Genomic DNA, 21,644 nt, shown 5'->3' on the forward strand with positions numbered 1-21,644 from the left:
GTCGCTGCCCTCAACTGCCAACAAGCCCCGGAAAGCCAGCTGGCTTTCCGGGGCTTTTTCTTGGCGACGCCGCGCCTGGTGGGGCTCAGCTCAGGAACCAGCCGTAGCTGTGCAGGCCGATGCCCAGCAGATTCACGCCGATGTAGCAGACGCAGATCACAACCAGGCCTGCCGAGGCCACCAGGGCCGGCCGGCGGCCCTGCCAGCCGCGGCTCAGGCGCGTGTGCAGGTAGGCGGCATACACCAGCCAGCAGATCAGGGCCCAGGTCTCCTTCGGGTCCCAGCTCCACCAGCTGCCCCAGGCCTCATTGGCCCACACCGCGCCGCTCACAATGCCGATCGAGAGCAGCAGAAAGCCCACGGTGATGGTGCGGTAGCTGAGGCTGTCGAGCTGCTCGCTGAGGCTGATGCTGGCGCTGGAGAGCTGCAGGGCCGGCGGCGGCGCGAGCGTGGCGGTAGCGGAGGCGCGTGCTGGAACCACGCTGGCGTAGGCCAGCACCTCGGGCTGGGGAGCGGTGGGGGCGATCCGCTGGGCCTGGCGGAAGCCGCCGCTGCCGATCGAGCTACTGCGCAGTTCCAGGCCCTGGCCCCGGTCAGTGACCAGCACCGCCACCGACAGCAACGAGCCCACCAGCAAGGCCGCGTAGCTCACCATGATCACGCTCACGTGCATCACCAGCCAGCTGGAGCGCAGCGCCGGCACCAGCGGAGCGGCCTGCTGCAGCTGATCGGGCAGCGCAAAGCTTGCGAAAGCCACGCAGCCCAGGCCCATGGGGGTGGCGGCGGCGGCCACGATCGGCGAAGGCCAGCTGCGCTCCACCAGCAGCTGGGTGAGGGTGCAGGCCCAGGCCAGAAAACAGAGCGACTCGTAGAGGTTGCTGATCGGGAAGTGGCCCGACTGCATCCAACGCAGCACCAGCTGGGCCGTGAGGCTGAGGTTGGCCGCCGCCACCATCAGGCGGACGGCGGTACTGCCCTGGCCGCCGCCGCTCACGCTCCAGAAGGCCAGCGGCAGGGCGACCAGCAGCAGGGCGAAGGCCGCCAGGCCGAGGGCAAGCACCGGATCGGTCACGGAACAGGAGTGGCGTTGGAGGTGCGCTCAGTCTGCCGCGTGGGGCGGGCCATCAGGGCTCCAGCGGCGACGCCCCGCCTCAACGGCTGGCCTGGCGTAACAACCACAGCCCCCCGGCCAGGCCAATGAACACGGGCATCCAGGCGGCCATGAAGGGCATCAGCGTGCCCTTCACCCCCAGGGAACTGAAGATAAACGACATCAGGTAGTAGCCGAAGATCAGCAGCACACTGATGCCGAAGCCCTGGCTGCGGCTGGTGCGGGCATTGGGCCGCACCCCCAGGGCACTGCCGATCAAGCCGAACACCAGGCAGATGGCAGGGAAGGCAAACTTCTCCTGGATCCGTACCCGCAGCCGCCGGGCCTCCTTCTGGTTTCCGGCCTGGTTGAGCAGCCGTTCGGCCTGCAGGGCCTCAGCCACGCTCATCTGGGTGGCATCGTTCGGCAGCTTGCCGATCGCGATCGGAGCCGTGGTGAAGGGATAGAAGTAGCGATCGAAATTGGCCGTGGTGGTGCTGTTGACCGCCGCGTCGATGTTGACGATACGGCCATCGCGGAACTCCCACATGCCCCGGGCCTCATTCCAGATCCCCTTGTCGGCAATCAGCATCTGCTGCTGGCCCTCGCGTGAGAAATCCAGCAGGGTGACGCCGAACATCTCGCCCTTACGGAATTCGCGGGCGTAAAAGAGCTGGGTCAGGCCCCGCTCCGAATCGCCCTTGGGATCGCGGGCCCGAACCCGGCCGAAGCGGGAATAGACGATGTTGCGGCCGCGCTCCGAGGCCAGGGCCCTCCCCAGCGCCCGATCCAGGGTGTCGGAGGCCGAGAGGTTGGTGGCCGGCACGATGGCGTCGTTGAACATGAAGGTGAGACCGCTCATCAACGTCGCCACCAGCAGGCCTGGCAGCACCATGCGCCAGGTGGCGACGCCGATGCTGCGTAGGGCCGTGAGCTCGCTGGTGCTCGACAAGCGGCTGTAGGCCAGCAGGGTGGCCATCAGCGTGGCCATCGGGAACGAGAGCACCAGAAAACCCGGCAGCCGCAGGCCGAGCACCTGCAGGGCCGTGGCCACGGGCAGACCCGCCTCGGCCACCTTGCGCACCAGCTCGAACACCACTCCCACCGACAGGGACACTGTGGTGAAGGCGGCCACCCCGAAAATCAGCGGGCCGGCCAGCTCGCTGGAGAGCCAGCGGTCCATCAGGGGCAGCTGCTCCCACTGGCGCCGGAGGCGCAGGCCCAGGCGCTGCAGGGGATCGGTCAGAGCAGCGATCACAGGCGGAAGCCCTCCCCTAGGTAGTGGCGGCGCACCTGGGGATCCTCCGCCATGGCACGCGACGGGCCGGCGGCCAGGATGCTGCCCTCGGTGAGGATGTAGGCCCGATCGGTGATCGCGAGGGTTTCGCGCACGTTGTGGTCGGTGATCAGGATGCCCATGCCCCTCTGCCGCAGCCGGGCGATCAGCTCCTGAAGGTCGGCGACAGCCAGGGGGTCCACCCCGGCAAAGGGCTCATCGAGCAGCAGGTAGCGGGGCCCCTCCTCTCCTACCGCCAGGGCGCGGGCCACCTCGCAGCGGCGACGCTCACCGCCCGAGAGCTGGAAGCCCTTGCGGTGTTCGAAGGGCCGCAGGTGGAAGTCGTCGATCAGCTGTTCCAGGCGCTGGCGGCGCTGGCCCAGGGGGGTGCCGCTCTGCTGCAGGGCCAGCATGAGGTTATCCCGCACGCTGAGGGTACGGAACACACTGGCCTCCTGGGGCAGATAGCCGATGCCCAGCCGCGCCCGCCGGGGCATGGACAGACCCTGCACCTGCTGGCCCTCCAGCAGCACCCGGCCGGCGTTGGGGCGCAGCAAGCCCGTCACCAGGTTGAAGGTGGTGGTCTTGCCGGCGCCGTTGGGGCCAAGCAGGCCCACCACCTCGCCGGGTTCCAGGTCCAGCGTGACACCCTTGACCAGCGGCCGGCCGCCGATGGTCAGGACGACATGATCGAGTTTGAGGCTCATGGCGTGGGCTGAGCCGGCTGGGTCGGCGATGCCGTGGGGGTGGACTCGATGCGCAGGGTGCTGAACACCTGGCGGCCCGCCGCGGGGTTCGCCAGGACTCGCTCGGTTTCGACGAAGTAGGTCACCAGCTCGGCCCGCAGGTGATTGCCGCCCTCCTGGATCACATCCACATCACCGCTGAGCACCACCCGGCCCTCCTTGCTGAAGTACTGGGCCTGACGGGAGGTGGCCACGACGCGGCGGTCGGGATAGACGATGCGCACGTTGCCGGTGGCGGTGACCACCCCGGTGACCTGGTCGGCCCGCTGCAGGTCAGATTCGATGGTGACCTGACCCGTGGTGGGCGTCACGGCAGGGGCAGGGGCAGGCGCCGCAGCCGGGCTGGCAGGGACTGGCGCGGACACAGGCGAACCCAGGCCCTGGGCCCGGGCCCCAGCAGCGGCCAGGGGCAGCAGCAGCAGGGCCAGGGCTGGCGCCAGCAGGGAGCCCCAGGCCGCTGGAGAGGGCAGCAGGGAGCGGCTCCCTAACGGACCCCGGCGAATCGGGCTCGGCCTGTGTACTGCTGCCAACCCGGCCCCCAGACGCGCAAGGGACCCAACCTAAGGCCAACGGGTCCGATTACCCGGGGGCAGGCTCCAGTCGTGGCAGCGGTTCTGCATCGGGGTCGCGCTGTTCCTGCAGGGCCCGTAGGCGAGCCGCCACGATGGTGGTGAGAGCCTGCAGATCGAGCCCCAGGGCCGAGGCGCCGTAGGGCCGCAGCCGGCCGAGCCCCTCCCCCAGCAGCACCGTGGCGCCGCGGAGGTTGCCCCGCTCCAGGTGCAGGTGGGCGACCGCCACCTGCAGGATCCCCTGCAGAGCGGCCCGCTCAGGCCCCTGGGTCTCGTGCCAGAGCTCCTCGAAGCCGTCGTGACAGGCGTACCAGTCGCCGGCATTGAAAAGCCTGACGGCCTCCGCGAAACGCGGGTCGGCCATCAGGCGGAGATCCTCATCCAAGCCGCTGCCCTCAGCGCTTGGCGGCTTTCTTGGCGGGCAGTTTGCGCAGGCGGATCGACTCGGGGGTGACCTCGAGCATCTCGTCGGGACCGATGTACTCGAGGGCGCGCTCGAGGGTCATCTGGATCGGCGACTGCAGGGTATCCAGCACCTCAGCACCGGCGGAGCGAATGTTGGTGACCTGCTTGGCCTTGCAGACGTTCAGCTCGAGATCGGGCGGACGGTTGTGCTCGCCCACGATCATGCCCTTGTAGACCTTGGTGCCAGGGGTAATGAAGAACTGACCGCGATCCTCGGCACCCTTGAGGGCATAGAAGGTGGCGGTTCCCTCCTCGAAGGACACCAGCACGCCGTTACGGCGGGCCTCCAGATCGCCCTGCATGGGGCGATAGTCGAGGAAGGAATGGCTCATGATCCCCTCACCGCGGGTGGCCCGGATGAACTCGCCACGGAAACCGATCAGGCCCCGGGAGGGCACCACGAACTCCAGCTGGGTGCGGCCGTCGTTGGTGTTCTCCATGTTCTGCATCTCGCCCTTGCGGACGCCGAGCTTCTCGATGCAGCCACCCACCGATTCCTCGGGCACATCCATCACCAGGGTCTCGTAGGGCTCACTGGGGGTGCCATCAATGGTGCGGAAGATCACCTGGGGCTGGCTCACCTGGAACTCATAGCCCTCGCGGCGCATGGTTTCGATCAGGATGCCCAGGTGCAGCTCACCGCGGCCGCTCACGGCGAAGCGGTCGGGGGAATCGGTGTCTTCCACCCGCAGGGCCACGTTGGTGAGCAGCTCCCGCTGCAGGCGGTCGCGCAGCTGACGGCTGGTGACGAACTTGCCTTCCTTGCCGGCGAAGGGCGAGTCGTTGACCACGAAGGTCATCTGCAGGGTGGGTTCATCCACCTTGATCAGGGGCAGCGCCTCGGGGTGATCGGGGCAGGCGATCGTCTCGCCGATGTTCACCTCGTCGAAACCGGCCACGGCCACGAGGTCGCCGGCCCGGGCCTCGGCGATCTCCACCCGCTGCAGGCCCTGGAAACCCAGCAGCTTGCTGATGCGGCTGCGCTTGATGCTGCCGTCGTCACGGATCAGGGCAGCGGGCTGGCCGGCCTTGATGGTGCCGTTGTGGATGCGGCCGATCATGATCCGACCCAGGAAGTCGGAGTAGTCGAGCGTGGTGACCTGCAGCTGCAGGGGTTTCTCGGGGTCGCCCACCGGGGGCGGAACGTGGCGCAGGATGGCGTCAAAGAGCGGCTTCATGGTGTCGCTCTCGGTCTTCATGTCCGGCTTGGCGTAGCCGCCCATGCCGCTACCGAACAGGTAGGGGAAGTCGCACTGGTCGTCGTCGGCGCCCAGCTCCAGGAACAGGTCGAGCACCTTGTCGACGGCCTGCTCGGGGTCGACGCGGGCGCGGTCGATCTTGTTGACGAACACGATCGGCCGCAGGCCCTTCTCCAGGGCCTTCTTGAGCACGAAGCGCGTCTGGGGCATCGGGCCCTCGTTGGCGTCCACGATCAGCAGACAGCCGTCGACCATGCCGAGCACCCGCTCCACCTCACCGCCGAAGTCGGCGTGGCCAGGGGTGTCGACGATGTTGATGCGGATGCCGTTGTAGTCGACGGCAGTGTTCTTGGAGAGGATCGTGATGCCGCGCTCCCGCTCCAGGTCATTGCTGTCGAGCACGCAGGTGGGAACCGCCTCGCCGTCGCGGAAAATGCCCGACTGGTTCAACAGGGCATCCACCAGGGTGGTTTTGCCGTGGTCAACGTGGGCAATGATCGCGATGTTGCGGATCGGCGTGGCCTTGTGGTTGCCGTTGGCTGTGGGCTCGGCGCTCATGCAGGTAATGACAGGGAGGATTCTTCTCAGGGCACGTGCCGACCAGGCCGGTGAAACGGCGATGGCGGTGGTCCCGATGTCAGAGCCGGGCGGGAATGGCGGATGCCATCGCCGGGACGTCGGACATCGGCGGGGGAGGACTTGGACGGATCACAGAACAGATCACAGAGGCTGCTTGGATCAGGCTCCAGGGAAACCCCAAGGAGATCCAAACGCTGCGATTGGGTAAGACCCGGTATCGGATAGACCGATGACCCCTACGGTGCTGATGGGTTAATGCTATCGCAGTGCCCCGTCCGGCCTCAGGCTGCCGCGGGTCACACCCAGGCGGCTGTCGAGCTGCTCCTGCTGCCACAGCTGGCGGCCGGAGATCCGCCCGGCCAGGGCGTCGAGGTAGAGGCCGACCCGGCGGCCAGTGTCGGCCGGGGTCTCGTCCAGCAGCTCCAGCCGGAAGTGACGAACTCCGGAGCGCAGCAGCTGGGGAATGGCCTCTGCGGCGGTCTGGGCCTTGCCGTTGAAGAGGGTGTTGCGGCAGCCCAGGTCCGCCTTGAGGGGATGCTCGACGCCGCTGCGATCCCGCAGCAGGACGGTGTGGTGCTCGCAGGGGCGGCCGCAGTCGGTGTGGTCGTGGCCGTTGGAGAGGAAGGCGCAGAACAGGCAGTGCTCCATATGGAACAGCGGCATGTGCTGGTGCAGGGTCAGCTCCAGGGAGCCGGTGGGGCAGCCGGCCACCAGGGCCAGCAGCTGGTCGAGGGCCAGGTCGTAGCTGGCGGTGACGCGCTCCAGGCCCCAGCGCTCCAGGAACCAGGCGGCCGTGAGCGGGTTGGCCACGTTGAGGGAGAAGTCGCCGATGCAGGGCGCCTGGGGAGTGAGGCGCTCCAACTGATCGGCATTGCGCACCAGGTAGCCGTCCGGCTCGGCCCGCAGCAGCGGCTCCAGGCTCCAGGCCTCATCGGGCCGCACGATGCGGGGCCCCGTCAGCCAGAGGCCGCCGGGCCAGCGGCCCCGGCCCAGGGCCACGGCCTGGCGCAGTTGGGCCGGGTGTTCGATGTCGGCCACCACACGGTGCAGGGCGGAGCCGGAGGCCGCAGGCACCTCGGGAAGCTCCACCAGGGCCTGGAGCTGCTCCAGGCTGCGCACCAACACAGTGAGCTGGGGCTCGGTTTGGCTGGGCGGAATCGGGGGGCTCACCGGCGAGCCGGCGCTGGAGGCCAGAACGCTGAGGGCTGAGCCGCTGGAATCCGAGCCGCGTGAATCTGAGCCGCCGGAAACTGAGACGGGCTGCAGCTGCCGCAGGGCCTCCGCCAGGGGCAGGCGGGCCCGCCCGGACTCCGTCTCCGCCTCCACCGCATCGGGCCCTGGGCCGCCGCCGGCCGCCAGGGCCCGATCCAGCTGCGCAACGAGCTCCCGCCGCAGCTGGTTGAGCTGGGCCACCGGCAGGAACAGACCGGGCGGCAGAGCGAGCTCCAGATGCATCAGCTGCCAGCGGGTGCCGCCGAGCCGGCCCAGCTGGGCGGTGAGGCGCTCGGCGTCGAGGCCGGCGCCGGTGGCCGGCTGCAGCGCAGCGGCCGACTCCACCTGCCAGGGGCCACCCGCCAGCCCTGGCACCTGCTCCAGCCGCAGCCGCAGGGGCTCTCCGGCCCGGCCGCCCACCTGCAGCCGCAGCGGCAGCCGCCGCTCGGTGGTCTCCTGCTGGGCCATGCGGGCGAAGCGCTTGTCCAGCTGGGGATCGCTGGTGAGCCAGGCGGGGCTACCGGGGCCCAGGGCCGCGGTGTCGATCCGGCCGGGACCGAGCCGCAGGGCCAGCCGGCCAGCGGGCCGCCGTTCCACGGCCATCACCCTGGCCCCCACCTCGATCGGCGGCGCCAGGGGATCCCGGCTGGGGGCCTCGAACACGACCCCATCGCCGGGCTTGAGGGCCAGGGCCGTGGCCAAAACCAGCCAGCCGCCCCGCTCCTGGGCCTCCAGACGCCCCAGCCAGGGGCCGCGCTTCTTGCTCCAGCGACCCTGCACCAGGCGCCGGTGGTTCACCCCCTCCAGCCAGCCCGTGCCCAGCCCGCGGGAGAAGCTCAGCTCCAGGTGGCGGCGAAGCTCGCCGGCGGCGGTCTCGGCCTCCGGCCGCTGGGCCTGGGGCTCAAGCCGGTCCAGGCCCTGGCGGTAGGCGTCGGTCACGGCTGCCACGTAGGTGGGGTCCTTGAGCCGACCCTCGATCTTGAGGCTGGCCACCCCGGCCGCCGCCAGCTGGGGCAGCAGGTCCCAGGCGGCCAGATCCTGGGGAGAGAGCAGGTAGCGCTGCTCGCCCAGATCCCGTTCCACCCCATCCACGATCAGCTGGTAGGGCAGCCGGCAGGCCTGGGCGCACTCGCCCCGGTTGGCGCTGCGCTGGCCCAGGGCCTCGCTGGTGAGGCACTGGCCGGAATAGGCCACGCACAGGGCCCCATGAACGAACACCTCCAGGGGCATGCCCAGCCCGCGGGCCTGCAGCTGGGCCTGGATGCGGCCGATGTCCCGCAGGCTGAGTTCGCGGGCCAGCACCACCCGCTCGCAGCCCAGATCGGCGGCCTGGGCCACCCCGGCGGCACTGGTGATCGACATCTGGGTGGAGCCGTGCAGGGCCAGATCCGGCGTGAGCAGGCCCGCCAGCCGGGCCAGGCCGATGTCCTGGACGATCAGGGCATCGACGCCGGCCCGCTCGGCCGCCAGCAGCAGCTCACCCGCCTCGGCCAGCTCGCCTGGGAACACCAGCACGTTCACGGTGAGGAAACCCTTGACGCCCCGGGCATGCAGCCAGGCCATCACATCGGGCAGATCACGGCGCCGGAAGTTCTCGGCCCGCAGCCGGGCATTGAAGGCCTCCACTCCGAAGTAGACGGCATCGGCGCCATTGGCCACCGCCGCCTTGAGCGACTCCCAGGAGCCGGCCGGCGACAGAAGTTCGGGGCGTGGAGCCGCTGCCATGTCGTCGTCGCTCATCGGCGCGCCAGCCGCTGGGCGGCGGCGAAGGTCTGCAGGGCCTCGGCCGAGCCCTCGAAGCGCCAGTGCCAGGGCTCGTAGTTCACCCCCTGGCGGTTGCCGGCGGGGAAGGAGAGGTGGAAGTGAAAGCGATTGGCGTTGGCCTCCAGCCAGGCGAAGGCCTCTGTGCGCTCAAAGGCGGGCGAGAGATTGGTGGTAGGCACCCGGCCGTCACCGAGGTCCACCGCATAGCCGGTGCTGTGCTCGGAGAAACCCGGCGGTGCGCTGACCTGGGCCCGCTCCTCGGCGCTCTGGTTGCGCTCGGACTTCACATCAAAGAAGAGGTGCTTCTGCAGGGCGATCGAGCGGAAGGCGCTGAGCACCCGCAGGTCAACCCCATCGGCTTCGGCGGCCCGCTGCATGGCGAGCAGGGCCTCGGCCGCGTCGCGCTGCAGCTCCAAGCCAGGGGCGATCGCCACCAGCTCGCTGGCCTTGGCCTCGCCATAGGGGAAGTGGCCGAGCAGCCGTCCATCAGCGCCCAGGCGGGCGGCCAGGCCGGCTACCGGCGGCGGGGCCAGCAGCCGGGCCAGGGGCTGGCGGAACACGAGCAGCGCAGCGCCCACCGCCGTGAGCACCAGCGTGGCGGTGACCAGGGTCTGGCGCCTGCCGGAGCGGCGCAGCGCCGGCGACACCGTGCGGCGGGCGACGGGAATCTCGTCAGGGCCGCTGGCAGCTGCGGCACGGGAGTCGCGGCGGCCCTGACGGCGTTCCATGGGCGCTGGCCGCGGCACCGGGATCTCAATGGCTTCGGTGGTGGAACGATGGTAAAGGGATACCCCGACCCAGCCGACGGCGACCCACACAGCGGTGTTAGCTTCTGGCCAAAGATCCTTCTGCCGGAGCGGGTTTCAAGATGTTGCGAGTCGCGGTGGTGGGCGGCGGCCCGAGCGGATCCTGTGCTGCGGAAGTGCTGGCCAAGGCCGGCATCGAAACCTGGATCTTCGAGCGCAAGCTGGATAACGCCAAGCCCTGTGGCGGCGCCATCCCCCTGTGCATGGTGGCCGAGTTCGACCTCCCCGAGTCGATCATCGACCGCAAGGTGCGCAACATGAAGATGATCTCCCCCTCCAACCGCGAGGTGGATATCAATCTGGAGAACGAGAACGAGTACATCGGCATGTGCCGCCGCGAGGTGATGGATGCCTTCCTGCGCAACCGCGCCGCCGACCTGGGCGCACACCTGGTCAATGGCCTGGTCACCAAGATCGACACCGGCGTGAACCGCCAGGGCCCCTACACCCTCACCTACTCCGACTACGCCGCGGGTGAGGCCACCGGCGAGACCAAGACCCTGGAGGTGGATCTGATCGTCGGCGCCGATGGCGCCAACAGCCGCGTGGCCAAGGCCATGGATGCCGGCGACTACAACGTTGCCATCGCCTTCCAGGAACGGATCAAGCTGCCGCCCGAGGAGATGAAGTACTACGAGAGCCTGGCCGAGATGTACGTGGGCACCGATGTGTCCCCCGACTTCTATGCCTGGGTGTTCCCCAAGTACGACCACGTGGCCGTGGGCACCGGCACCATGCAGGAGAACCAGGCCCTGATCAAGAGCCTGCAGGAGGGGATCCGCGAGCGGGCCAAGAAGCGCCTCGTGAACGGCGAGGTGATCAAGGTGGAAGCCCACCCGATCCCCGAACATCCCCGCCCCCGCCGGGTGGTGGGTCGCATGGCCCTGGTGGGCGATGCCGCCGGCTATGTGACCAAGAGCTCGGGCGAAGGCATCTACTTCGCCGCCAAGAGCGGCCGCATGTGCGCCGAGCAGATCGTGGAAGCTAGCCAGGGCGGCAAGCGCATCCCCACCGAGGCCGATCTCAAGAAGTATCTGAAGAAGTGGGACCGCCAGTACGGCGCCACCTACAAGGTGCTGGAGATCCTGCAGAACATCTTCTACCGCAACGATGCGGCCCGCGAGGCCTTCGTGGAGATGTGCGATGACAAGGATGTTCAGCGCCTCACCTTCGACAGCTACCTCTACAAGCGGGTGGTGGTGATGAACCCCTGGCAGCAGCTCAAGCTCACCCTGCTCACCTTGGGTTCGGTGCTGCGGGGCAACGCCCTGGCTCCCCAGGGCTACAAGCCTGTGGACAGCGCGGTTCGCGATGACGCCGAGGTGAACGCCATGCTGGCCGTTAGCACCATCAAGGGAGGCATCAAGGTCAAGGGCCAGAAGAGCGCGGCCGCTGCAGCCAAGGCAGCTGATGCCTCTGCATCGGTGGACGCCGCTGGAGCTGCCCCCTCCAAGGCAGGAGACGAGGAGCGGGAGCCGGTTCTGGCCGGAAAGGGCTGAAGCCCGACCCGCGAGCCCGACTCGCGAGGATTGACCCCACCGTATGGGCCAGCTGGACGTTGTTCAGCTGGCTTTTTCTTGTGGGTGGGTTTGGGCTTTGAGGTGCGAGGGCATGGGACTGAGGTACAGCATGAGCCCCGCCGATGAAGTCATGGCTGGGTGAGGGCCTGCTCCAGGCTGATCAGCCTGAGTGCCTGGTCGTCCCAGAGGATGTAGCGGAAACAGCTCGGAAACTCGCTGATCCGCAACCGATGGCAGGCGGCCAGCAGCGGGGCGTTGGCCGCATGGCAGGCGCGCAGCCGGTAGTTGGGGATCCGCTCGCAGAGGTGGTGGATGCTGTGGAAGGCGATGTCGCAGGAAAACCAGTTCAGAATCTCCGGCATCTCCAGGTTGCTGCTGCCCTCCAGCGCCCCCTTGAGGTAGCTCCAGCCCTCGGTACCACTGGCATAGGAGCCCTCGTAGTTGTGCTGCACGAAAAAGATGCAGAGGAAGATCGCCGCCGAGAGCGTCATCACCGTGAGGTAACAGGCCCAGAAGAGACCTGCGCCGAGCCAGGCGCCCATCAGCCACCAGCTGGTGAGCACCACCGCGTTGTTGGCCACCAGATCCCGGCATTCGCCGGCGGTGTACCAATGGCTGGAGCGGAAGTGGCGAGTCTGGGCCGGTAGCTCCGCCAGGCCCCGCAGGCCGTTGCGACTCACGTGGGCACCCATCGCCCCAAGCCACTCGGCGGTGCCCAGCAAGAGCTGGAGCCGCGGCCGGACCAGCAGGTAATAGCAGCCCCCCGGCAGCAGCATCAGCGGATGGCGGCTGAAGCCGTAGAGCCAGCGCTGCCGTGGGGTGAGGTCCAGAAAGGCCCGGCGGGTGAGCAGGGCCGAGGGGCCGCGGTAGCGCTCCCAGTTGCCGTTGTGCTTGTGGTGAAAGGCGTGCCCGCGGGACCAGGGGTGCTGGGGGATGCCATTGAGGCAGCCCAGCAGGAAACCGGCCAGCTGATTGAGGCGGCTCGTGCGGAACAGGGAGTTGTGGCCGCAGTCGTGCATCAGGGCGAAGGAGCGCGCCGAGAACAGCACCAGCAGCGCCAGTACCGGCAAAAGCAGCAGCTGCAGCCCCGCTGCAGGGGAGCCCAGCAGCGCCACGCAGCCCCAGAGCAGGGCGATGGGGCCCACGGTGTTGATCAGCTGCCAGGCGGCGATGCGGTCATCGCTCTGGCGGAAGGGCTCCAACACGAAATCGCGGCGACGCACTGGGCGTGCCTGCGCCGCGGAGAGCGGAGATGAGAGAAGAGTCAGGCGGAAGCCCCAGAGGAAGCAGGGAAGGGGTTCCGTGCCGGTCACTCAGCCTAGGCAGAAAGAGCCGGGAGTCGGCAAGAAGGGCGGCCGCCCACTGCGATCACCTCACCACGGGCCCCTCGCCATGACCCTTCGCGGGGAACCTCGTGCTGGTGCTCCGGCGCCAGGCTCCCCAGTGCTCAGCCGGCAATGCGGCTGAAGTCCGCCAGGACTGAGGCCTGGTTGCGCAACACCCCCAGCAGGTTGAGCCGGTTGGTGCGCACCGCCGGCTCGTCGGCCATCACCATCACACTCTGATCGCCATCAAAGAAGGCCGCCAGGGTGTCGCGACTGGCCGCCAGGGCCCGGGCCAGCTCGCCATAGCGAGCGGCTCCCTCGCCGGCAGCGATCGGCTGGAGCTGCTCCAGCACCTGGAGCATGGCCGCCTCACTGGGCTTCTCGAACAGCGCGGCGTCAACCACGCCGGCGGGGCTGAGCCTGGCCGCATCCAGGCTGCCCTTCTCGGCCAGCCGCGCCGCCCGCGTCACCACGGCCTGCACGCCGGCCAGCTCGCCGCTGGCGCGCAGGGCAGCCAGCAGGTCGGCGCGTTGGCGGGCATCGGCCGGATCGCTGAGCACCCGTTCGATGGCCACACCCTCACCGGCCACCGCCTGCACGAGATCGCCATCCACCCCCTGCTCCTCCAGCAGGCTCACCAGGCGCTGGCGCAGGAACTCCGCCAGCTCCGTCGCCAGAGCAGGCGCCTGCACCGAAAAATGGGGCAGCAGCTGGGACCAGTGGGCCGTGGCGCGCCGCAGCAGCGCCTGCAGATCCAGGCTCCAGCCGCGCTCCCAGAGGATCTGGAGCAGGCCGTTGCCGGCGCGGCGCAGGGCGTAGGGATCGGAGGAGCCGCTGGGCCGCTCGCCCTTGGCATAGATACTGAGCAGCAGCTCCAGCCGCTCGGCCAGGGCCACCACGGCGCCGGCATCGGAACTGGGCAGATCGTCGCCGGCGCCGCGGGGCAGGTAGTGCTCCAGCACCGCCAGGGCCACGGCGCGGGGCTCGCCCTCGGCCAGCAGATACTTGCCGCCGATGATGCCCTGCAGCTCGGGGAATTCACCCACCATCTGGCTCACCAGATCGTGCTTGCACAGGTGGGCGGCGCGGCGGGCGTGGTCGCCCGTGGCGGCGCCGAGCTGCAGCTGCTCCAGCAGCACGTCAGTGAGCCATTCGATCCGCTCGACCCGATCCAGCAGGGAGCCCAGGCCTTCGGCGAAGGTGACGCGGGCCAGCTGGTCGCGGCGGTCGATGCTGGGTACGGCGCGATCGGCCTGCACAAAGAACTCGGCATCGGCCAGGCGGGCCTTGAGCACCCGCTCGTTGCCGCGGCGCACCGTGTCGCTGGCGGCCGGCAGGCCATTGCCGATGCACAGGAACCGCGGCAGCAGTGCATCCTTGGCATCGAGGGCCAGCGGATCGCTGGCGGCACCCGAGCGGTAGAGGGGCACATAGCGCTGGTGGGCGCGCATCACGGTGCTGAGCACCTCCGGCGGCAGGCCGAGGGACTGCTCGGCCACCGACCCCTCGATCAGCAGCGGCGCCTCCACCAGGTCGGTGAGCTCGTCGAACAGGTCGTCCGGCAGGTCGGGGCGGGCGCCCAGGGCAGCGGCGGCCTCCAGCACGGCGGAGCGGATGGCAGCGGCCCGGCCAGCGCGATCCACCTGCACCCCCACGGCGGCCAGGCTCTCGGCGTAGGCCCCGGCACTGGGGATGGTCACGGATTCGGCCAGCAGCCGGTGGCCGCGGCTGGTGTTGCCGGCGCGCACCTCCGGATCGCTGCCCTGCAGCGTGACGGAGATCACGGTGGCATCCAGCAGAGCCACCAGCCAGCGCACGGGCCGGGAGAAGCGGCTCTCGCCCTCCCCCCAGCGCATGAAGCGACGGCCCTGCAGGGCGCCGATCCACTGGGGGATGTGCTCGGCCAGCACGGCGGCGGTGGGGCGACCCCGCTCCAGCACCCGGGCGAACACGAAGGGGCCCTTGGGGGTATCGCGCAGCTCCAGGGCCTCAGGGGCGATGCCGCAGCGCTTGGCGAAGCCGATAGCGGCCGGCGTAGGGACGCCGTCCTTGAAGGCCTGGCCGGCGGGCGGGCCCTTGCGCTCCTCCTCGAGGTCGGCGGCGGCGGCGGGGAGACCCTCCACCAGCAGGGCAATGCGGCGGGGCGTGCTGGTGGTGGTCACCACGCCGTGGCTGAGGCGTTGTTCAGTCAGATCGCGGCGTACCAGCTGTTCAAGCTGGGGCAGGGCCAGGCGGGCGAAGTCGGCGGGCAGCTCCTCGGTTCCGATCTCCAGCAGAAAGGTCGACAAGGGGCAGGCCACGGCAGCCCCCAACTTTATGGAAGGGGCCTGCGGCGGCAGCGCAGGGGCCTGGGGCCACAGCCCCCGTCCGGCCGCTTCGCTAGCTTCGACCTACGACCGTGGCGCCGCTGTGACCGTGACTGGAAGGCAGACCTCTGGATCCAAGCCCGGATCCAGCAAGAAGGGCTCTGCCACTGTCCAGGCCACGGTCAAGACGGTCCAGGCCACTGCCCAGACGCAAGCCGCGCAGCCCGCAGCAGCCCAGGCGGACATCCTGCAGCCCGGTACCGCCCAGCCAGACGCCACTACACCCGCCAAGGGCGCCAAGCCAACGGGCTCGCCGAGGCCAGCCGGCGTCCCCCCCCAAGTCAGCACCCCAGCCGGGCCTTTCCCGAGCATCGCCGCCGGAACGGAGCGCAGCAAGTTCGAGCAGCTCAAGGCCGACAGCGACTACCTCAAGGAACCCCTGCGCACCGAACTGGCCAACGACAAGCCCAACTTCAGCGAGGGGGGCGTGCAGCTGCTCAAGTTCCACGGCAGCTACCAGCAGGACAACCGCGAGAACCGCCAGAAGGGCAAGGACAAGGACTGGCAGATGATGCTGCGCCTGCGCAGCCCGGGCGGGCGGGTGCCAGCCCAGCTGTTCCTGGCCATGGATGAACTGGCGGACCGGCTTGGCAACGGCACCCTGCGGGCCACCACCCGGCAGACCTTCCAGATGCACGGGGTGGCCAAGGCCGACCTGAAGGAGGTGATCGGCACGATCATCCGCTCCCTCGGCTCCACCCTGGCCGCCTGCGGTGACATCAACCGCAACGTGATGGCCCCGGCCGCGCCGTTCGAGAAGGGGGCCTACCCGGCGGCGCGCCAACTGGCCAACCAGATCGCCGATCTGCTGGTGCCCGTGGCGGCCGAGGGCTCCTACCTCGACCTGTGGGTGGACGGCGAACTCAGCTACCGAATCAAGCCCCAGGCGCCGGTGAAGGCGGTGCGGAGCCGCCAGCAGGAGGGCGGCGTGTTCAGCGGCGATGCCAACGAACCCCTCTACGGGACCACCTTCCTGCCGCGCAAGTTCAAGGTGGCCGTGACGGCACCGGGTGACAACTCGGTGGACCTGCTGACCCAGGACATTGGCCTGGTGGCCTTTACCGACGCCAGCGGCAGCCTGCGGGGCTGCAACGTGTACGTGGGCGGCGGCATGGGCCGCACCCACAACAAGGAGGAGACCTTCGCCCGTACCGCCGACCCGCTGGGCTACGTGGCGGCGGAGCACGTGCTGGATCTGGTGCAGGCCATCGTGGCCCTGCAGCGCGACCACGGCGACCGCCAGCAGCGGCGTCACTCTCGCATGAAGTATCTGATCCACGAGCGTGGCATCGCCTGGTTCAAATCCGAGCTGAAGACGCACTACTTCAGCCACCCGATCAAGGGTCTGCGGCAGGAACCGAAAGTCAAGCTGGAGGACTACCTGGGCTGGCACCGCCAGAGCAGCGGCCTCTGGTTTGTGGGGATCCCGCTGCTGAGCGGCCGCCTGGCCGGCCCGTTCAAGGCGGGGCTGCGCCGGCTGGTGGAGACCTACCAGCTGGAGATCCGCGTCACCCCCAACCAGGACCTGCTGCTCTGCAACATCGGCAGCGCCCAGCGCTCCAGCGTGCGGGAGGGCCTGGCGGCCCTGGGGGTGGAGAGCCCCGAGGCGCCGGCAGCCCTGGCGCGCCACGCCCTGGCCTGCCCGGCCCTGCCCCTCTGCGGCCTGGCCGTGACGGAGGCAGAGCGGGGCCTGCCGGCGATCCTCGAGCGCCTCGAGGCCCAGCTGCAACGCCTGGAGATCGAGAAATCGATCCTGGTGCGTGTGACGGGCTGCCCCAACGGCTGCGCCCGCCCCTACATGGCCGAACTGGGGCTGGTGGGCAGCGGGCCCGACCTCTATCAGCTCTGGCTTGGCGGCGCCCCCAACCTCACCCGCCTGGCCGAGCCCTACCTCGATCGGGTGCCGCTGGAGGATCTGGAGACCACCCTCGAGCCGCTGCTGCTGAGCTGGAAGGCGGCCGGCGGTCGCCGCAGCCTGGGGGATCACGTGGTGAAGCTGGGCCGCGACGCCGTTGGCGCACTCCTGACTCCCACCACCTGATGCCGATGGCCCGTTCCCTGCCACCCCTGCCCATCGGCGCGCCGCGCAGACTCGCCCTGGCGGCCGCAGCCCTTGGCCAGGCCCTGGCGCTGGCTCTGGCGGGGCCGCTCGACGCCGCCTCGGCGAAGCCGCCCCCGGATCCGGAGGCCGATCGTCGGCCCGATCCGCCGGCCTCGCGGGTGGAGCGCTTCGACCCGGATGCCAGCACCTGCCGGCCTGAGAACCTGCTGCGGGGCTACCGCAACCAGCTGGCCCAGTTCGCCGACCAGCCAGCGGCGGCCCAGGCCCAGCTTCGCCGCCTGCAGCGGGACCTGGCGGTGGGCAGCATCAACGGCTGCATCCAACGGGGGCTGCTGAGCAAGGAGCAGGCCAGAACGTTGGCCGCCTCGATGGGAATCGATCGGGACGGGACGGCCAAGCCATAGCCCGCTGCGCCCCCCTGACGAGTCCCCGGATCAGCCCGTCTCCAGCCAGCGTCCGTAGCGGGCGCAGGCTGCGCCGCTGCGCCAGGCCCAGAGCTGATCGCCCCAGCTGAAGTGCCACCACTCGTTGGGGTGCTGGGCGAAACCGGCCGAGGCCATGGCCTCCCGCAGCAGCGTGCGGCGCCGATGCCACTCCCGCGCCTCTGCCTCCATCGCCTGTGCCTCAGCCTCCGATGCGCCGGCAGTGCCAGCCGTGGTGGCTGGGGCACCTGAAGCGAAGTGGTCCGGCTCGGACACGGCGCCGATCGCATCGATCGGAGAACCCAGGTTCAGCTCCCGGCCCTCGGCATCGGCGAGGGTCAGGTCCACGGCCGCCCCGGTGCTGTGGGGCGGCGGGGTGGTGGGATCGTCGCTGGGGGGGGCCCAGAAGCGACCCACCTCGGCCTGCACCGCCGCCAGGGCCGGCGAGGGGCGGTGCGGATCCACGCCCCTGAGCCGGCATTCCTCGGCGATGGCGTGCTCCACCATGAAGCGCTGCACCGCCAGGGGCCGCCAGGCGTCAAAAATCGTCAAGCGCCACCCCGGTTGCTGGCGCCGCAGGGCCGCGTCGGCCAGCAGGAGCCGCTCGATCACGCCACTGCGCAGCCGGAAGGGCGAGGCCCCGATGCCATAGGGGGCGCCAAGGGCGGCGTAGGGATGGGGCTCCAGCCGCGGCAGCGCGCCCGGCAGCTCCAGCAGCGGCTCGCCGCAGTCGGCGATGGGGATGGAACTCCAGGGGCGCAACGGGCTGGCGAGCGGCGGTCCCCATTCAAGGGCGACGGCGATCGGCCCGGCCGCCGTGGGGAAGGGACCTCCATGGGTACGGTGCGCCCATGGACAGCCCAGCGCCCACCCCCTACCTCGACCTCCAGGCGGTGGAGACCTGGCTGGGCCCCCGGCGGGTGTTCGAGGACCTCACCCTGCAGCTGCATCGGGGGGAGCACACCGTGATCCTTGGCCCCAACGGCTCCGGCAAGAGCTCGCTGATCAAGCTGCTCAGCCGGGAGCTCTACCCCGTGGTGAAGCCGGGCTCGCACCTGCGCCTCTTCGGCAGCGACTGCGTGAACCTCTGGCAGCTCCGGGCCCGCATCGGGCTGGTGTCAGCAGACCTGCAGGCCACCCATCTCAGCGGCGGCGTGGGGCGCACCCGCGCCAGTGACGTGGTGCTCTCGGGCTTCTTCGGCTCGGTGGGGCTCGGCCGCAGCCAGCAGCCCAGCGCCGCCCAGCACGCCCGCGTGGCGGAACTGCTCGAGCAGCTCGGGCTGACTGATCTGGCAGCCCGCCCCTATGCCGAACTCTCCGACGGTCAGCGCCGCCGGCTGTTGCTGGCCCGCGCCCTCGTGCACGACCCCGAGGTGCTGGTGCTGGATGAGCCCACCAACGGCCTCGACCTGAAGGCCAGGCACCAGCTGCTGGACCAACTGCGCCGGCTGGCCCGCGCCGGCACCACCCTGCTGCTGGTGACCCACCAGATCGAGGCGATCGTGCCCGAAATCGAACGGGCCGTGCTGCTGCGCCAGGGCCGCGTGGTGGGCGATGGCCCCACGGCCGACCTGCTCCAGGAGGGGGTCCTGAGCGAGCTGTTCGACACCCCCTTGCGGGTGCTCACGTCCAACGGCTATCGCCAGGTGCTACCGGCGGGCTGACCTGAGCTGGCCCTGCGCAGGCGGGCGTACGGCCGTGACGGACGACACAGGGACAGGTATCGGCGGGCAGCCGATAACCCAGGCCTAACCAGGGTCCTCCCTCCCCTTAACGACCGCTGCACCGACCTGGGGAAGGCTTGACGCGACTGCGTTTCCGGTCGATGCCCCCCTGCCGCCCGCAGCTGCCGCCCCTGCCCCTGCTGATCGGCGGACTGTGGCTGCTGGCCGTGGCGACCGCGCTGGTGGGCCTGGGGGATCTGCCCCTGCGGGACTGGGATGAGGGCATCGTCGCCCGGGTGGCCCTCGAGACCAGCCAGGCCCCCTGGAGCCAGAAGTTGCTGCCCACCTACTGGGGCGAGCCCTACCTGAACAAGCCGCCCGGGCTGCATCTGCTGATCGCGGCTGCCATCGGCCTCTGGCGGAGCCTCACCGCCGCACAGGCCGCAACCCTGCCCCCGGAGTGGGTGGTGCGCCTGGTGCCAGCGCTGCTCTCCACGGCCCTGGTGCCGCTGCTGGCGGCGATCCAGGGGCGGTTGCGACCCGGCGATCGCCCCAGCGCCCTGGCCACCGGCGCCATCGCCCTGACACTGCTGCCCCTGGCTCGCCACGGCCGCCTGGCCATGCTCGACGGCTGCCAGCTGGTGGCGATGGCACTGATCTGGTGGGGCCTGTTGGGCGCCACGGCCCCGCGGCCACGGCTGCTGCGCTGGGGTCTGGTGGCGGGGCTGGGGGGCACGGCGCTGCTGCTGCTCAAGGCGCCCACGGCCCTGCCGGTGCTGGTGATGGCCCTGGCGCTGCGGCTCCTGGATCGCGATCTGGGCCGCCGCGACTGGGCCTGGCTGCTGGCCGTGATCGCCCTTGGGCTGCTGCCGGGGCTGGCCTGGCATGGCTTCCACGCCCTAGCCCGCGGCGACGGGGCCCTGCAGATGTGGACCAGCCAGGGGTTTGCGCGGGTCAGCCAGGCGATGGAGGGCCATGGCGGCGGACCCCTGGAGCCGGTGCTGGAAGTGCTTGAGGGCGGATGGCCCTGGCTGCCGCTCTGGCCCTTCGGCCTTGGCCTGGCCTGGCGCCAGCGGCGCAGCCAGGCCGGGCGCTGGTGCCTGGGCCTGACCCTGGGCACCGCGCTGCTGGTGCTGCCGCTGCGCACCCAGTTGCCCTGGTACAGCCTGCTGCTCTGGCCGAGCTTCGCCCTGGTCTGCGGCCCGGTGTTCGCTTGGCTGGTGGTTCGCGGGCGGGAGCTGCGGCCGCCCTGGACCCGGCAGCTGGCGCGGCTGCCCAGGCTGTGGGCCCTGATTGGGACCGCGGGCCTGCTGGCATCCCTGTTGGTGGTCTCGGGGCTGGTGGGCCTCAGCAGCGGCCATGGCCTGGTGGCCCTGGGCCTGGGCCTCGGGCTGCTACTCGGGGGGCGGATGCTGGACTCGCGCCGGAGCCCGCGGCGATGGGCGGGAGGCCTGGGGGCCGTGGCCGGCGTCTGGCTCAGCCTGCTGGTGCTGATGGCGAGTCCGCTCTGGCTGTGGGAACTCAACGAGAGCTGGGGGACGCCCGCGGTGGCCCGGATGCTGCACGAGCGCGGCGTGAGCGGGCCGGTGCGGATCTGGCAGGAGAGCGAGCGGCCCAGCCTCAACTGGTATGCCGGCCGGCGCATCCGTGGCGCCAATCGCAGCTCGGACCTGCGCAGCGGCGAGGACCCGGGGCCGGAGCTGCTCAGCCGCCAGGCCCCGCGCCCGGAGGAGCTGCGCTGCCGCCAGCTGGAGCAGGGGGAGAGCCTGGGCCTCTACCGCTGCCGGGCCGAGCCCGCCAGCGGCGACCAGGCCCGGGCGGACGCGCCCCCAGCCCTGCGCTCCTGACATACCCCCGCCGGCCAGACCCAGCAGGGCCGCCTCAACCAACCTGCGACTGGCCGGCGAGCCCCTGCTCCTGGCGCACTTCCTGGCGCCGCTCCTGGCGGTGCTTCACCCGCGCCGCATGCAGGTCATGGCGGGTGATGCGGAAGCCCAGCAGCCGGGCCGACTGGAGCAGCTCCTGCTCGGAGCGGCAGCGGCGCAGGTTGCGTCGCAGGCCGCGGTCGGATTCGGCCTGGTCCACCAGGCGCTGCAGTTCAATCCAGCTCATCAAAAGGGATGCCGGGAGCCCAGTATCCCGACCCTGCCAAGGGGATTCCAGGCCCCACGCGGTCACAATTGCGACCAGATGTGACCGGCGCCCGGTGGGCAAAACCCGACGCCGCTGCCGCACCGCCACTGCCGAACGACCAGAGCGCGGCTAAACCAGGCAGGACAGAGCGAATCCCCATGGCCAGTTACACCATCAGCCTTGAGGGCGGCGAAAGCTTCCCCTGCGCCGATGACCAGTACATCCTCGATGCGGCCGAAGCCGCCGGGGTGGACCTGCCCTACTCCTGTAGGGCAGGGGCCTGCAGCGCCTGCGCCGGCCGGATCCTCTCCGGCAGCGTGGATCAGGCCGACCAGAGCTTCCTCGACGACGACCAGATCGCCGCCGGCTTTGCCCTGCTCTGCGTCAGCTACCCCCTGAGCGACTGCAGCATCCGCAAGGACGTAGCCGAGGAACTGGGCTGAAGC

At 70.2% G+C, this 21,644-nt stretch carries 18 protein-coding genes; 6 read left to right on the forward strand and 12 right to left on the reverse strand.

What is annotated here, in order from left to right; translation table 11 throughout:
- Positions 1 to 85: 85 nt before the first annotated feature.
- The 8 genes from ccsB to CJZ98_RS05575 form a co-directional block, all read right to left on the reverse strand.
- The gene (gene ccsB, locus CJZ98_RS05540; RefSeq protein WP_094589184.1) at positions 86 to 1,072 is read right to left on the reverse strand and encodes a c-type cytochrome biogenesis protein CcsB; all 987 of its coding nucleotides are present in this window, start codon (positions 1,070 to 1,072) and stop codon (positions 86 to 88) included.
- A gap of 79 nt (positions 1,073 to 1,151) precedes the next feature.
- Positions 1,152 to 2,273, reverse strand: coding sequence for an LptF/LptG family permease (locus CJZ98_RS05545; RefSeq protein ID WP_094589276.1), 1,122 nt, complete (start codon positions 2,271 to 2,273; stop codon positions 1,152 to 1,154).
- A 71-nt stretch (positions 2,274 to 2,344) separates the two neighbouring features.
- The gene (gene lptB, locus CJZ98_RS05550) at positions 2,345 to 3,073 is read right to left on the reverse strand and encodes an LPS export ABC transporter ATP-binding protein (protein ID WP_094589186.1); all 729 of its coding nucleotides are present in this window, start codon (positions 3,071 to 3,073) and stop codon (positions 2,345 to 2,347) included.
- Positions 3,070 to 3,423 carry a hypothetical protein gene (locus CJZ98_RS05555; protein ID WP_315861400.1) on the reverse strand — a complete coding sequence of 118 codons (354 nt, stop codon included), beginning with the start codon at positions 3,421 to 3,423 and terminating at the stop codon, positions 3,070 to 3,072. The genes lptB and CJZ98_RS05555 overlap by 4 nt, the downstream gene beginning before the upstream one ends.
- Before the next feature lie 268 nt (positions 3,424 to 3,691).
- Positions 3,692 to 4,045 carry a DUF309 domain-containing protein gene (locus CJZ98_RS05560; RefSeq protein WP_094589288.1) on the reverse strand — a complete coding sequence of 118 codons (354 nt, stop codon included), beginning with the start codon at positions 4,043 to 4,045 and terminating at the stop codon, positions 3,692 to 3,694.
- A 31-nt stretch (positions 4,046 to 4,076) separates the two neighbouring features.
- Positions 4,077 to 5,903 carry a translational GTPase TypA gene (typA, locus tag CJZ98_RS05565; protein WP_094589188.1) on the reverse strand — a complete coding sequence of 609 codons (1,827 nt, stop codon included), beginning with the start codon at positions 5,901 to 5,903 and terminating at the stop codon, positions 4,077 to 4,079.
- A gap of 279 nt (positions 5,904 to 6,182) precedes the next feature.
- A complete protein-coding gene (locus CJZ98_RS05570; protein ID WP_232756239.1) occupies positions 6,183 to 8,876 on the reverse strand; it encodes a U32 family peptidase in 2,694 nt (897 codons plus the stop codon).
- A complete protein-coding gene (locus tag CJZ98_RS05575; RefSeq protein WP_094589190.1) occupies positions 8,873 to 9,628 on the reverse strand; it encodes a M15 family metallopeptidase in 756 nt (251 codons plus the stop codon). Before CJZ98_RS05575 ends, CJZ98_RS05570 begins: the two co-directional genes overlap by 4 nt.
- A 140-nt stretch (positions 9,629 to 9,768) precedes the next feature.
- Between CJZ98_RS05575 and chlP the strand changes: the two genes are divergently transcribed.
- Positions 9,769 to 11,205: a geranylgeranyl reductase gene (gene chlP / locus CJZ98_RS05580; RefSeq protein WP_232756241.1), complete on the forward strand. Its 1,437-nt coding sequence runs from the start codon at positions 9,769 to 9,771 to the stop codon at positions 11,203 to 11,205.
- 149 nt (positions 11,206 to 11,354) lie between these two features.
- On the opposite strand, the gene CJZ98_RS05585 is transcribed toward chlP, so the two are convergent.
- Both CJZ98_RS05585 and glyS read right to left on the reverse strand, forming a co-directional pair.
- Positions 11,355 to 12,449: a fatty acid desaturase gene (locus CJZ98_RS05585; RefSeq protein WP_094589192.1), complete on the reverse strand. Its 1,095-nt coding sequence runs from the start codon at positions 12,447 to 12,449 to the stop codon at positions 11,355 to 11,357.
- Between the two features lie 224 nt (positions 12,450 to 12,673).
- On the reverse strand, positions 12,674 to 14,839 hold the full coding sequence (glyS, locus tag CJZ98_RS05590) for a glycine--tRNA ligase subunit beta (protein WP_094589194.1): 2,166 nt from the start codon (positions 14,837 to 14,839) through the stop codon (positions 12,674 to 12,676).
- Positions 14,840 to 15,227: 388 nt separating this feature from the next.
- On the opposite strand from glyS, the gene sir reads away from it, so the two are divergent.
- Positions 15,228 to 16,958 (forward strand): sulfite reductase, ferredoxin dependent, encoded by a 1,731-nt coding sequence (gene sir / locus CJZ98_RS05595; protein WP_094589291.1) that lies wholly within the window; start codon positions 15,228 to 15,230, stop codon positions 16,956 to 16,958.
- Between the two features lie 5 nt (positions 16,959 to 16,963).
- A complete protein-coding gene (locus CJZ98_RS05600) occupies positions 16,964 to 17,383 on the forward strand; it encodes a hypothetical protein (protein ID WP_157910886.1) in 420 nt (139 codons plus the stop codon).
- 30 nt (positions 17,384 to 17,413) lie between these two features.
- Here CJZ98_RS05600 and CJZ98_RS05605 read toward each other — a convergent pair whose 3' ends face one another.
- Complete coding sequence (locus tag CJZ98_RS05605) at positions 17,414 to 18,163, reverse strand: M15 family metallopeptidase (protein WP_094589198.1); 750 nt, start codon at positions 18,161 to 18,163, stop codon at positions 17,414 to 17,416.
- 89 nt (positions 18,164 to 18,252) lie between these two features.
- Between CJZ98_RS05605 and CJZ98_RS05610 the strand changes: the two genes are divergently transcribed.
- Positions 18,253 to 19,065, forward strand: a complete 813-nt coding sequence (locus tag CJZ98_RS05610) for an ABC transporter ATP-binding protein (RefSeq protein WP_094589207.1) — start codon at positions 18,253 to 18,255, stop codon at positions 19,063 to 19,065.
- A 161-nt stretch (positions 19,066 to 19,226) separates the two neighbouring features.
- A complete protein-coding gene (locus CJZ98_RS05615) occupies positions 19,227 to 20,912 on the forward strand; it encodes a hypothetical protein (RefSeq protein WP_094589209.1) in 1,686 nt (561 codons plus the stop codon).
- A 34-nt stretch (positions 20,913 to 20,946) separates the two neighbouring features.
- Here the strand turns inward: CJZ98_RS05615 and CJZ98_RS05620 are convergent, their stop codons facing one another.
- Positions 20,947 to 21,177, reverse strand: a complete 231-nt coding sequence (locus tag CJZ98_RS05620) for a Nif11 family protein (RefSeq protein ID WP_094589211.1) — start codon at positions 21,175 to 21,177, stop codon at positions 20,947 to 20,949.
- 179 nt (positions 21,178 to 21,356) lie between these two features.
- On the opposite strand from CJZ98_RS05620, the gene CJZ98_RS05625 reads away from it, so the two are divergent.
- Positions 21,357 to 21,641: a 2Fe-2S iron-sulfur cluster-binding protein gene (locus CJZ98_RS05625; RefSeq protein ID WP_094589213.1), complete on the forward strand. Its 285-nt coding sequence runs from the start codon at positions 21,357 to 21,359 to the stop codon at positions 21,639 to 21,641.
- Positions 21,642 to 21,644: the final 3 nt, after the last annotated feature.

This window comes from Vulcanococcus limneticus LL, assembly GCF_002252705.1.
In the GTDB taxonomy this organism is placed as follows: Bacteria; Cyanobacteriota; Cyanobacteriia; order PCC-6307; family Cyanobiaceae; genus Vulcanococcus; species Vulcanococcus limneticus.